This window comes from Spelaeicoccus albus (assembly GCF_013409065.1).
In the GTDB taxonomy this organism is placed as follows: domain Bacteria; phylum Actinomycetota; class Actinomycetes; order Actinomycetales; family Brevibacteriaceae; genus Spelaeicoccus; species Spelaeicoccus albus.
In genome coordinates this window covers 2475734-2487902 of the sequence record NZ_JACBZP010000001.1, presented here as the reverse complement: position 1 = coordinate 2487902, position 12169 = coordinate 2475734, and the positions used below count along the sequence as shown (strand labels likewise).

Genomic DNA, 12169 nt, shown 5'->3' with positions numbered 1-12169 from the left:
CTGCTTGAACTCTTGATGTTTCGTAAGGACGCGATACCTATGTGGGATTTTGTGACGAGCCGCTCCGGGCAAATCGCATTTGCGTCCTGGCAGCATTTCAGTCTTGTGGTGCAGTGCGTCGTTTTGGCTACCATCATCTCCGTCATCCTTGCCGCGCTCGTCTACCGCAAGGCTTCGCTGATCGGGCTTGCCAACAGCGTGTCGGCCATCGGGCTGACGATTCCATCGTTCGCCTTGATCGGCCTTCTCGTGGCGCCGATCGGTTTCGGCGTGACTCCGGCGGTCATCGTCGTCACATTCTTTGCCGCGCTGCCGATTTTGCGCAACGCAGTGGTCGGCCTGGCAAACGTCGATCAATCGCTCGTCGAGTCGGCGCGCGGAATCGGCATGAGCCGGATGCGCACGTTCCTGCGCGTCGAGCTGCCGGTCGCGTGGCCGGTCATCCTGGCCGGTGTGCGCGTGTCGGCACAAATGGTGATGGGCATCGCGGCGGTCGCGGCCTATGCGCTCGGGCCGGGTCTCGGCGGCTTCATCTTTTCCGGCCTGTCCCGGCTCGGCGGCGCGAATTCGCTGAACTCGGTGATCATCGGAGTCGTCGGCGTGATCATTCTTGCGTTCATACTCGACCTGCTACTCGTCGGCCTTGGCCGCCTGACTATTTCGCGAGGTATCCGTGTCTAATACAACAGTTCCCGTTTCCGATTCCTCCGCGGAGGTCGCCGGCGCCGAGATCATGATCGACCAGGTGGTCAAGCGCTATCCAGGACAAGCGAAGCCGGCAGTCGAAGGCATCACCCTGCAGATCCCGGCCGGCAAGATCGTCATGCTCGTGGGCCCGTCGGGCTGCGGTAAGACGACGACGCTCAAGATGATCAACCGGCTCATCGAGCCGAGCGAAGGCCGCATCGTGCTGGGCGGCGAAGACGTGACGAACATGAACGGCGATGAATTGCGCCGGCGCATCGGCTACGTCATCCAGGCCGGCGGCCTCTTTCCGCACATGACTGTCGCGACGAACATCGGCATGGTGCCGAAGATGCTCGGCTGGGACAAACAGCGCATTGCCGACCGGGTCGATGAACTCCTCGACTTGATTTCACTCGACCCAGCCGTCTACCGCGACAGGTACCCGAAAGAACTCTCCGGCGGCCAGCAGCAGCGTGTCGGCGTGGCCCGGGCGCTTGCGGCAAATCCGCCGGTGCTGCTGATGGACGAGCCGTTCGGCGCCGTCGACCCGATCACGCGCCAACGGCTGCAGGACGAGCTGATCCACATCCAAAGCGAAGTGAAGAAGACAATCGTCTTCGTCACCCACGACTTCGACGAGGCAGTCAAGCTCGGCGATTGGATAGTCGTGTTCTCCGAAGGTGCCGAGATCGTGCAGTACGACACTCCCGAGCGCATTCTCGCCGAGCCGGCCAGCGAATTCGTCGAAAGCTTCATCGGCTCGGGTGCCGGCCTCAAGCAGCTCACCCTGGCCCGCGTGGACGACGTCGAATTGCATGATTGCGTGCGCGCCAGGCCCGGTGACAACGCCAAGGACACGCTGCGACTCGTCGAAGAAGCTCGGCACGAACACGTGGTGGTCGTCGATGACCGCGACAGACCGCGTCAGTGGCTGACCCGGCGCCAACTCAGCCGCATCAACGTCATCGAAGAGCACACCGACCCCAAACTCCCCATCGTGGGCAACCGGGCAACACTCAACGATGCGCTCGACACCATGCTGGTCTCCAGCGCCGGCGCCGCGCTCGTGACGGGCAATCGCGACAAGCTGCTCGGCGTCATCGACGTCGAAACCGTGATGACAGCCATCACCGCCGCACGCGAAGCCGCAGCCAACGCCTCCGACGAGGATTCGCCCATCGGCATCAACACCGGCTCGATCGCCACGGTCGACGAGCCCGCCGGCCAATCGGGCAATGAGACCGGCTCTGCCGAGGAGCTCCGGTGAGCAACACAGCAAGTGTCGAGACCAAAGCCTCGTCGGCCGGCGGAGCGAAATCCTGGCGCGGGCTGATCATTCAACCGCTCGCCGTGGCTGTCATCTTCGCCCTGTATCTCATTTGGTGGTTCAACGCCGATTTCAGCCCAACGGCGTGGAACACGATGAACCCGAGCGCACTCTGGTCCGACACGCTCCAGCACTTGTTCTTGACGTTCGTGTCCGCCGTCATCGTGCTGATCATCGCCATTCCGCTGGGCATCCTCTTGACGCGCGGCCCGCTGCGATTCCTGACCGGACCGGTGCTGGCAATCGTCAACGTCGGCCAGGCCGCGCCGGCCGTCGGCATCATCGTCCTGCTGGCGTTCGGAATGGGATTTTCCAAGTGGGCGGCGATCGTCGCGCTCATCATTTACGCGCTGCTGCCGGTACTGCGTAACACGATGGTCGGCCTCGACGCCGTCGATGCCCGTCTCGTCGAAGCCGGACGAGGCATGGGGATGAGCGCATTCTCCGTGCTGGTCCGTGTCGAACTGCCGCTGGCAATTCCGATCATGCTGGCCGGCATCCGCACGGCGCTCGTGTTGCTGGTGGGGACCGCTACTCTCGCCACCTTCATCAACGGCGGCGGACTCGGCATTCTCATCACCACCGGAATCAATTTGAATTTGCCCGGTGTACTCATTTCCGGTGCGTTGTTGACTGCGCTGCTCGCCCTGCTCATCGATTGGCTCGGCGGTGTCGTGGAACACATCGCCAAGCCGAAGGGACTCTGAAGCCGTGAAGCTATTTTCCCGCCGCACCCTCGCAGGAATCGCCGCAGCAGCCACCCTGGTCCTCGGCGGCTGCGGGCTGTCACCGGCCACCGCGTACGTGCCCAAGGTCGCTCCCGGCACCATCAAGGAGATCTCGGGCCTGCCGGACGACGCTCAGCTCACGATCGTCGGCAAGAACTTCACCGAACAGCTGATCCTTGCCAAGATGGCCGTGCTGGCGGTCGAAGCCGCCGGCTTCAAGGTCAAGGACATGACCGACGTGCCCGGAAGCCAGCCGGTTCGAGACCTGATGCTGTCCGGCAAAGGCGATATGACGTGGGAATACACGGGTACCGCATGGCTGACGTATATGAACAAGGCGCACGGCATCCCGAACCAGCACAAGCAGTGGCTGGCCGTGCGGAAGGCCGATAAGAAGAACGGGCTGACGTGGCTGAAGCCGGCGCCGTTGAACAACACCTACGCCATCGCCATCAAGGCGTCGAACAAAAAGAAGCTGGACGGCATCACCAAGCTGTCCCAAATTGCCGACCTGCCGGTCAAGGAGCGCACGTTCTGCGTCGAGTCCGAGTTCAATTCACGCTCCGACGGGATGAACCCGATGCTCAAGAAGTACGGGATCAAACGCGGAACTCCCAAGGGCGTGCCGAATTCGAACGTCAAGATCTTGGACACCGGCGCGGTTTATTCGGCAACTGCCAAGGGCCTGTGCAACTTCGGCGAGGTCTTTGCATCCGATGGCCGCATCGCGTCGCTGAATTTGCAAGTGTTGAAAGACGACAAGCACTTCTTCCCGGCCTATAACGCCACGCCGATCGTCAACTCGCAAACGCTCAAGCAGTATCCGCAGTTGAAGAAGGTGTTCGGGCAGATCGCGCCGCACATCACGACCAGCACGATGCAAACGCTCAACCGCAAGGTCGACGTCGATGGCGAAGAGCCGGCCAATGTGGCGTTTGATTGGATGGTGAAGAAGGGCTTCATCAAGAAGCCGTAAGCGCACCTGCCCCGAAATTCCGGAAGAGAGAAGCATGCCAAGTCGCGACGTCCTGCCGCTGCCCGAGCACAAAAGCAATCCGACCACGGCAATGGGGATCCGCGACCAGACCGAAGAGTTCGGCCGTCGCTCCCCGATCTCGCCGCCGGACGGGGCGCCGAATATCGTCCTGGTTCTCATCGACGACATGGGTTTCGGCGCGTCCAGTTCGTTCGGCGGCCCGTGCGAGATGCCGACGGCCGAGCAGCTGGCGTCCGACGGCTTGAAGTACAGCCGGTTCCACGTCACCGCGCTGTGCTCTCCGACCAGGCAAGCGCTGCTCACCGGCCGCAATCACCACTCGGTCGGCATGGGCGTCACCAGTGAAATGGCCACCTCGGCTCCCGGATACACGGGGTTCCGCCCGGCGTCGGCAGCCACGATTGCGCAAACGCTCGGGATGAACGGCTACAGCACCGCGGCGTTCGGCAAATGGCATCAGACGCCGCCGCGCGAGGTCAGCGCATCGGGCCCCTTCGACAGGTGGCCGACCGGCGAGGGTTTCGACAAGTTCTACGGTTTCATGGGCGCCGAGATGAACCATTGGTATCCGCAGCTTTATGACGGCACCACGCCCGTCGAGCCGACGCGGACGCCGGACGACGGGTATCACCTGTCCGAGGACCTCACCGACAACGCCATCGACTGGATCCGCACGCAGACGACGCTGACCCCGGACAAGCCGTTCTTCACGTACCTGGCCTACGGAGCAACCCACGCGCCGTTCCACGTCGCCCCCGAATGGCGGGAGAAATATCGCGGTCGGTTCGACGCCGGCTGGGACGCCCAGCGGGAGCGGACCCTCGCCCGGCAAAAGGAGCTCGGCGTCGTCCCCGAGTCCGCCGAGCTAGCCCCGTGGCCGGGCGACGTGCCGCATTGGGACGAGCTGGATGACCAAGAACGCGGCGTTGCCGGCGCGTTCATGGAGACATACGCCGGTTTCGCCGAACACGTGGACTCACAGGTCGGCCGCGTGGTCGACGAACTCGACAAATTGGGCCAGCTCGACAACACGCTCATCGTGTACATCCTCGGCGACAACGGCGCGTCGGGCGAAGGCGGCATCGAGGGGACGACTCGCGAACATCTTGTCGGGCACGGCCATGCCGATGACACGGCGACAATGGCCGGCGAGATGGACACGTTCGGCGATGCGTCCGGTTACGGCATCTACCCGGTCGGCTGGGCGCTTGCCATGAACACGCCGTATCAGTGGACCAAGCAGGTCGCCTCGCATTACGGCGGCACACGCGACGGCATGATCATGCGGTGGGGTGCGCATATGAAGCGTCCCGGCGAGGTGCGCCATCAGTGGCATCACGTGATCGACGTCGTCCCGACCCTGTTGGAAGCAGCGGGTCTCCCCCACCCGACGACGGTCAACGGCACGGCGCAACAGCCCATTGAGGGCGTCAGCATGCTGTATTCGATGAATGAGCCGGACGCCGCCGAGAGGCATCGGACACAATATTTCGAGATGTGCGGCAATCGCGGTATTTATCACGAAGGCTGGACGGCCGTGACAAGGCACGGTATTCCGTGGCAAATGGTTCCCGACGGGCTTCCGGCTTTCGAGGACGACCAGTGGGAACTGTACGACACGACGCGGGACTGGACGCAAGCGCACGACATTGCCGAGCAGTACCCCGACAAGCTCGCCGAGCTGCAGCGTCTGTTCCTCATCGAGGCTGCCAAATACCAGGTGTTCCCGCTCGACGACCGGGTGACCGAGCGCGAGAACCCGGCCGAGGCGGGTCGGCTCGATCTGCACGGCGACCGCCGCTCCATCACGTATCGGGCGGGCATGGGCAGGTTCAGTGAGGAATCGACGCTGAACGTGAAGAATCGTACGCACACCGTGACGGCGCGCGTGAGCGCCCCGGGCGACGGCGTGCTGATCGCTCAAGGCGGCCGGTTCGGAGGATGGTCGCTCTACCTGTCCGACGGCAAACCGACGTATGCGTACAACTGCTACGGCCGCGATCTGTACAAGATCCAGGCGCCGGACGCCGTGCCGTCGGGCGACGTCGAAATCGCCTGCCGGTTCGACTATGACGGCGGCGGGCTCGGCAAGGGTGCGACGATCAGCTTGGCCGTGGACGGCCGCGAGGTCGCTTCGGGGCGTGCCGAGCGCACGACCGCGTACTATTTCTCGTTCGACGAGACTTTGAACATCGGAGTGGATACGGGCACCCCGGTCAGCGACGATTACGGGCCGCGCGGCAACGCGTTCACCGGCGCGATCGAGTCGGTACGGATCGATCTGGACGGCGAACCCGAGCCCGAGACACCGGCCGATACGGCACGGCGCCTGTTAGCTCACCAATAGCACTCGCTCACCAATAGCACGTCCCGCGCCCTATAACGTGGTGCCCTCGAGCATCCGAGTCACCAATTCGGCGATCGGCGAGCGTTCGGACCTGGTCAACGTGACGTGTCCGAACAACGGATGTCCTTTCAACCGTTCGATGACTGCCGCGACGCCGTCATGGCGTCCCACGCGCAAGTTGTCGCGTTGTGCGACGTCGTGCGTCAGCACGACCTTCGAGTTCTGGCCGATCCGCGAGAGCACGGTGAGCAACACGTTGCGCTCCAGCGACTGGGCTTCGTCCACTATCACGAAAGCGTCATGCAGCGAGCGGCCGCGAATGTGCGTGAGCGGAAGCACCTCGAGCAGTTCGCGGCTGAGCACTTCGTCAATCACTTCGGGGCTGACAAGCGCGCCGAGCGTATCGAATACCGCTTGGGCCCACGGGTTCATCTTTTCGCCCTCGGAGCCGGGCAGATAGCCAAGCTCCTGGCCGCCGACCGCGTACAGCGGGCGGAAGACCATCACCTTGCGGTGGGCGCGGCGTTCCAGCACCGTTTCGAGCCCGGCCAAGAGCGCGAGAGCCGATTTACCGGTTCCCGCCCTGCCGCCCAACGACACAATGCCCACCTGTCTGTCGAGCAGCAGGTCGATGCCGATGCGTTGTTCGGCCGACCGACCGCGCACGCCGAAGACCTCCTTATCACCGTGCACGAGCCGCACTTGTTTGTCGGCCGTGACCCGGCCCAGCGCGGACCCCGTGCCGGACAGGAGGACGAGCCCGGTATTGACCGGATGCTCGGCCGCCTCGATCGATTCAACGCTGCCGGAACCGTAGAGCTCCGTCATCTGCTCGCCGGTGACCTCGATCTCGGCCATCCCGGTGAACCCGGAATCGACAGCCAGTTCGGCCAGGTACTCCTCGGCCGGCAGGCCAAGCGTCGATGCCTTGATACGCAAGGGCAGATCCTTGCTCACCACCACGATGTTGGCACCGGCGGCGTCCAAATTGGCGGCCACTGCGAGAATTCGCGCATCGGCGTCGCCTAACCGGAAACCCATGGGCAGCGCCGTTTGGTCGGTGTTGCCCAGCTCAACGCGCACTGTGCCGCCATCGTCATTGACGGCGACGGGCTCGTCAAGTCTGCCGAATTCCATCCGCAACTCGTCCAGGAGCCGCAGCGCGCTGCGGGCGAAATAGCCGAGCTCGGGATGTTCGCGTTTGGCTTCGAGTTCCGTGACGACCACCGCCGGCAGCACCACCGCGTGTTCGGCGAAACGGGCCAGGGAATGCGGATCGGATAAGAGGACCGACGTGTCGAGTACGTACGTCTTCACCGGTTCGGCGACTGTTTCCGTATTTTCTTCGGTCACGATGTCTCCTCGGCCGGACTCGCCCGGCCTGGCTAGTGGTGGACGGGACTCGGCCCCCGCATGGAGGCCGGTCCGGCCCCCGATGCCATGAGCAAACTCACGAGGAACCTCCCGACCGGATGCGTCGTGCATCCGATACCGCTCACGCTAGGCGACCGCGCCCCTGATCCGGGTGTGCCACGCCGGTGGAGCCTCGCCGAACAAGATGACTGTCGGTGACGATCTTTCCCACCCTGTCTGCTCGTTGCCGGGCTGTCGCATCGGTGCCCGTCACGTCGGCGAGCACCTCGGCGGCCGCGAGCCGTCCTTGCGCGAGCGGGTCCTGCGCCACTGTCGTCAGGTTCATGGCCGCGGACATTTCGTGGTCGTCGATGCCAATCACGGACATGTCCCCCGGCACCGTGAGGCCGTGCGCCCGCAACACGCTGATGGCTCCGAACGCCATTTCGTCGGAGGCCGCGAACACCGCGGTCGGCCGCACCGGCGCGGCAAGAATGCGCTGCATGGCGGCCATGGCTCCAGTCACCGTGAACGCGCCGGACTGCAGCCAGCCGGGTTCCGGCCGGAGCCCCTCGGCAGCGATCTCGCGGATGTAGACGGCACGCCTCGTCTCGGGCACGTCAAACGACATGCCTTCTTCATTGGCGCCGCCGATATACGCGATCCGCCGGTGCCCGAGGTCGAGCAAATGTCTCATGGCGGTCGTGGCGGCGGCATCGTCGTCGATACCGACGCTGCGGAATCCGGGCACCGTGCCGCCGATCACCAATGTCGGGTAGTGCAATTCGCCCAGCGCGGCCACCTCGGTCTCGGACAGGGTCAAGCACATGACCAGCAGCGCGTCGATGCGCTTCCTCAGCATGGCGCGATCGACCACGCGCGACCGGTTTTGCTGGTATCCGCCCAAGTTGTACAGGACAAGGTCGAATCCTTGGCTGCGCAGTTCGGCGTCGATCCCTTCGAGCACCGAGCTGAAATACCACCTGCTGACGTAGGGCGCTATGACACCGACCGATTCGGTGCGGCCGCCTGCCAATCCCGATGCCTCGGACGACGCAACGTAGCCAAGCTGGTCGACCGCGCCTTGCACGCGCCGGCGAGTGGCCTCGGAGACCCGCGGCAGCCCCCGCAACGCACGCGACACCGTCGCGGTCGAGACCCCGCTGAGGCGAGCGACGTCCTGGATCCGCGGCGGCTGCCGCGCCCTTCCCGTCATTGCGTGCGACGCCGTGCCGTCACGAGCGCAAGTTCGACGGCGACGATTCCCAATAACCCCAGCGCCCAGGACAGCGCCGGCCGCCCCGTGATTTCGGCCGCTACCGTTGCCACGAACACCACGATGCCGAAGAAGCCGACGAAGCCGATGAGTACGTCGAGGAACTGCCGTCTCGACGACGCACGCGCGCGTTCGATCCTGTTCATTGTCACCCCTTGAGGCTACCTGCCGTCAGGCCGGACACGATGCGGCGTTGGAAGACGAGGACGAGTACGACAAGCGGCACCGTGACGATTGTTCCGGCGGCCATCACCGCCGTGTACGGTTCCTGGTGCGGTTGGGCGCCGGCAAACTGCGCAATCGCCACAGTGACCGGCTGCGTCTTGTCGCTGGAGAGCAGCGAGGAGATCAAGAACTCGTTCCACGACGCGATGAACGCCAGGATCGCCGTCGTGAACAACGCGGGCGTGGCGAGCGGCAGGATCACCTTGCGGAATGCCTGGCCCGGCGTACAACCGTCCATTCGCGCCGATTCCTCCAGTTCCCACGGCATGTCGCGGAAGAACGACGTCAGCGTGTACACCGTCAGCGGGAGGACGAACGAGATGTTCGGGATGATGAGCGCCTGGTACGTGCCCATCCAATGGATCTCGGTGAACAGTTGGAAGAGCGGCGTCACGATCGCCACGCCCGGAAACATCGACGCGCCCAGGACGACGCCAAGGACTATCGACTTGAACCGGAACTGCATCCGTGCCAAGGCGTACGCCGTGAAAGTGCCGACAAGCAGCCCGATCACGGTTGTGCAGGCACCGATGAAGAAGCTGTTGCCCAATGCCCGGGCAAAATGATTGCCCATCGAGGTGTCGAATGCCGTGGCGAAGTTGTCCAACGTCACGTGGGTGGGCCACAGTGCCGTGTCGAACGTGTAGCCGACGTCGCGGAAGGCAGTGACCATCATCCAGTAGAACGGGGCGAGGCACCAGACGACGATGACAACCACGCCACCGTACGTGCGGACCGACTGCCAGTCGATTCCGCCCCGCCGTTCAAAGCGCCTTGGCGCGCCGGTTTCCAGGACGCTCATTGCAGGGCCTCCTTCTTCGGTTGGTCGGGGTTGTCCACGACCGACGCCCCCGTGACCTTCACCAGCAAGAACGCCACGAGGAAAATCAGCACGAACGTGATGGTGGACAACGCCGAGGCACTGTTGAACCCTTGTTTGATCTGGTCGACCACGAGAATGGACAACGTGGTGGTGGCGTTGCCGGACCCGCCTCCCCCGCCGGTGAGAATGGCCGGCAGATCGTACATCCGCAGCGCATCCAGCACGCGGAACAGAACTGCGACCATCAGGGCCGGCTTGACCAACGGCATGGTGATGGACGTGAATCGTTGCCAGGCACTCGCGCCGTCGACCTTTGCCGCTTCGTAGACGTCGGTCGGGATCATTTGCAGGCCCGCAAGGATGAGAAGAGCCATGAACGGGGTGGTCTTCCACACATCGGCCAAGATGATGGCGAACCGGGCCGGCCATTCGTCGCCGGTCCACAGGATATGCGTGTGCAGCAGCTTATTGGCGATGCCGTTGTAGGCGAAGATGAAGTACCAGAGTTTTGCCGTGACGGCGGTCGGAATCGCCCACGGGACGAGAACCGCTGCGCGCAGCAGGCCCCGGCCGACAAAACTGCGGTTCATGATCACGGCCATCCAGAGGCCGAACGCCGTTTCCAGGCTGACCGTCACAGCCGCAAAGAAGAAGGTGATTCCGGTGGACTGCCAGAATTGTGCGCCCAGATTGCCGGGTGGGCACGCGCCCGCTTGGCCGTCGGCGGACGTGCAACGTTGGAAAAGCCAGTGCACATAGTTGTCGACCCCGGCGAATCCGCCCTGGACGAACATCCCGGTTGACGGGTCGAGTCCGGAATCCTTCTTCAGCGACAACACGACGGCGCTGACTATCGGATAGCCGATGACTATCGCAAGGACGACGACTGTCGGGGCTATCAACAGGGCTGCGCGTTTGCCGTGCCCGGAGTTGATGTATTTGCGCTTCTTCCCGGTCGGCGCCAACTCGGGCGTCGCCGGATCAAGATCGATGCCAGCCATGAGAGCTCCTTGGGTGGGGCGGGGCGTTGCGCCCCGCCCCCTGACGGCTTTAGGAGCCGGATCCGGCCGACTTGATGGCCGCTTGCATGTTCTTCAGCGCCTTCGAGACGCTCTTTTCGCCCTTGATCGCCGAATAGGCGTTGTCCTGCACGGCTTTCGTGATGGCCGGGTAGAACGGGCTGACCGGGCGCGGGACGGCGTTCAGGATCGACGTCTTCAGCGTGGACAGGTACGGCAGCTTCTTGTTCAGCTCCTTGTTGTCGTACAGGTCCGTGCGCACCGGCGCCAGCGATCCCTGCGTGACGAAGAATTTCTGCGTTTCCTCGCTCTCCAGGAACTTCACGAAGTCGTGCGCCGTGGCCTTGTGCTTTGAATACACGCTGATGGCGGCGTTGTGGCCGCCCAGAGTCCCGGCGCCGGGGCCGTCCTCGCCGGGTATCGGCGCGATCCCGAACTTGTTCTTCACTTTGGACGATCCGTCGGTCTTCGCCAGCGAGTACACGTACGGCCAGTTGCGCAGGAACATCAGCTTGCCTGCTTCGAACGCCTGGCGGCCCTGCTCTTCCTGGTAGGTGATTGCCTGCTTGGGAATATTTCCGTCCTTGTAGGCCGTGACCAGCCGTTGCAGGCCCTTCTTGGCTTCGGGGGTGTTCAAGGTCGGGGTCTTGCCGTCCTTGCCGACGATGGATCCGCCCGCGGTGTTGATGGCTTCCGAGACGTTGACGGTCAGCCCTTCGTATTTTGCGTACTGCCCGGCATAGCAGCCCATGTTCTTCTTCTTGGCGATCTTGCAATCGGCCATCATGTCGTCCCACGTCTTCGGGGCCTGCTTCACCAGATCCTTGCGGTAAAAGAGCAGGGCGCCGTCGGAGGTTTGCGGGGCCGCGTACTGGGTGTCGTTGTATTCGCCGGTCTTGACGGTTGCCGGCATGAGCGGCTTCGTATCGATGGCCATCTTGCCGGTCAGCGGCTGTAGCCAGCCCTTGGCGGCGAATTCGGCGGTCCAGATCACGTCCACGTCCACGACGTCGTAGTCGTCGGTCTTGGCTTGGAAGTGCTGAACGAGGTCGTCGTGCTGTTGATCGGCGTTATCGGATTGCTCTTTGAAGGTGACTTTTTCCTTCGGGTGAGCCTTGTTCCACTTCTTCACCAGCGGCCGGACGACGTTGTTGTTGTCCTTGCCCTGGACGTACGTGATGGGCCCGCGCTCACCCAAATTCTCCGATTGCGGTCCGCTGTCGCCGCTCGAGGATCCTCCCGAGCCGGAGCACGCGGTGAGCAGCAGTGCCATTGCCGCAAGACCTGCCAACGGGGCCGCTTTGGATGTCGCCATAGTGCACCTCTTCATCGAGTTCTGACTGACCGTGAGCCGGGGGACCGCTCACGTGGTGCACGTCACAGTACT

Annotated in this window: 11 protein-coding genes; 5 read left to right on the top strand and 6 right to left on the bottom strand. The window is 63.6% G+C overall.

The window, feature by feature from the left end; translation table 11 throughout:
• Nucleotides 1-39: 39 nt before the first annotated feature.
• From BJY26_RS11520 to BJY26_RS11500, 5 genes are read left to right on the top strand one after another with little or no spacing between them, the layout of a single operon-like run.
• Entirely contained in the window at nucleotides 40-681 is a 642-nt protein-coding gene (locus BJY26_RS11520) for an ABC transporter permease (protein ID WP_179428407.1), read from the top strand.
• Nucleotides 682-733: 52 nt separating this feature from the next.
• Complete coding sequence (locus BJY26_RS11515; protein ID WP_179429932.1) at nucleotides 734-1954, top strand: ABC transporter ATP-binding protein; 1221 nt, start codon at nucleotides 734-736, stop codon at nucleotides 1952-1954.
• Nucleotides 1951-2721, top strand: a complete 771-nt coding sequence (locus BJY26_RS11510) for an ABC transporter permease (RefSeq protein WP_179428406.1) — start codon at nucleotides 1951-1953, stop codon at nucleotides 2719-2721. Before BJY26_RS11515 ends, BJY26_RS11510 begins: the two co-directional genes overlap by 4 nt.
• A gap of 4 nt (nucleotides 2722-2725) precedes the next feature.
• A complete protein-coding gene (locus tag BJY26_RS11505; protein ID WP_237248973.1) occupies nucleotides 2726-3718 on the top strand; it encodes a glycine betaine ABC transporter substrate-binding protein in 993 nt (330 codons plus the stop codon).
• Between the two features lie 34 nt (nucleotides 3719-3752).
• Complete coding sequence (locus BJY26_RS11500; RefSeq protein ID WP_179428405.1) at nucleotides 3753-6086, top strand: arylsulfatase; 2334 nt, start codon at nucleotides 3753-3755, stop codon at nucleotides 6084-6086.
• A gap of 30 nt (nucleotides 6087-6116) precedes the next feature.
• Here BJY26_RS11500 and phoH2 read toward each other — a convergent pair whose 3' ends face one another.
• Genes phoH2 through BJY26_RS11470 form a run of 6 tightly spaced genes read right to left on the bottom strand, consistent with a single transcriptional unit; the run spans nucleotide 6117 to nucleotide 12097 of the window.
• The gene (gene phoH2 / locus BJY26_RS11495) at nucleotides 6117-7571 is read right to left on the bottom strand and encodes an RNA 5'-3' helicase PhoH2 (RefSeq protein ID WP_179428404.1); all 1455 of its coding nucleotides are present in this window, start codon (nucleotides 7569-7571) and stop codon (nucleotides 6117-6119) included.
• A gap of 10 nt (nucleotides 7572-7581) precedes the next feature.
• Complete coding sequence (locus tag BJY26_RS11490) at nucleotides 7582-8655, bottom strand: LacI family DNA-binding transcriptional regulator (protein WP_179428403.1); 1074 nt, start codon at nucleotides 8653-8655, stop codon at nucleotides 7582-7584.
• On the bottom strand, nucleotides 8652-8861 hold the full coding sequence (locus tag BJY26_RS11485) for a hypothetical protein (RefSeq protein ID WP_179428402.1): 210 nt from the start codon (nucleotides 8859-8861) through the stop codon (nucleotides 8652-8654). The genes BJY26_RS11490 and BJY26_RS11485 overlap by 4 nt, the downstream gene beginning before the upstream one ends.
• Before the next feature lie 2 nt (nucleotides 8862-8863).
• Entirely contained in the window at nucleotides 8864-9742 is an 879-nt protein-coding gene (locus tag BJY26_RS11480; RefSeq protein ID WP_179428401.1) for a carbohydrate ABC transporter permease, read from the bottom strand.
• The gene (locus BJY26_RS11475) at nucleotides 9739-10764 is read right to left on the bottom strand and encodes a carbohydrate ABC transporter permease (protein WP_179428400.1); all 1026 of its coding nucleotides are present in this window, start codon (nucleotides 10762-10764) and stop codon (nucleotides 9739-9741) included. The genes BJY26_RS11480 and BJY26_RS11475 overlap by 4 nt, the downstream gene beginning before the upstream one ends.
• Before the next feature lie 49 nt (nucleotides 10765-10813).
• A complete protein-coding gene (locus BJY26_RS11470; protein ID WP_179428399.1) occupies nucleotides 10814-12097 on the bottom strand; it encodes an ABC transporter substrate-binding protein in 1284 nt (427 codons plus the stop codon).
• Between the last annotated feature and the right edge of the window lie 72 nt (nucleotides 12098-12169).

What these genes read in the sequence shown, in the direction of transcription:
- BJY26_RS11475 (WP_179428400.1), bottom strand. Translation starts at nt 10,764, where the DNA reads ATGGCTGGCATCGATCTTGATCCGGCGACGCCCGAGTTGGCGCCGACC.
- BJY26_RS11485 (WP_179428402.1), bottom strand. Translation starts at nt 8,861, where the DNA reads ATGAACAGGATCGAACGCGCGCGTGCGTCGTCGAGACGGCAGTTCCTC.
- phoH2 (WP_179428404.1), bottom strand. Translation starts at nt 7,571, where the DNA reads ATGCACGACGCATCCGGTCGGGAGGTTCCTCGTGAGTTTGCTCATGGC.
- BJY26_RS11490 (WP_179428403.1), bottom strand. Translation starts at nt 8,655, where the DNA reads ATGACGGGAAGGGCGCGGCAGCCGCCGCGGATCCAGGACGTCGCTCGC.
- BJY26_RS11515 (WP_179429932.1), top strand. Translation starts at nt 734, where the DNA reads ATGATCGACCAGGTGGTCAAGCGCTATCCAGGACAAGCGAAGCCGGCA.
- BJY26_RS11470 (WP_179428399.1), bottom strand. Translation starts at nt 12,097, where the DNA reads ATGGCGACATCCAAAGCGGCCCCGTTGGCAGGTCTTGCGGCAATGGCA.
- BJY26_RS11480 (WP_179428401.1), bottom strand. Translation starts at nt 9,742, where the DNA reads ATGAGCGTCCTGGAAACCGGCGCGCCAAGGCGCTTTGAACGGCGGGGC.
- BJY26_RS11520 (WP_179428407.1), top strand. Translation starts at nt 40, where the DNA reads ATGTGGGATTTTGTGACGAGCCGCTCCGGGCAAATCGCATTTGCGTCC.
- BJY26_RS11500 (WP_179428405.1), top strand. Translation starts at nt 3,753, where the DNA reads ATGCCAAGTCGCGACGTCCTGCCGCTGCCCGAGCACAAAAGCAATCCG.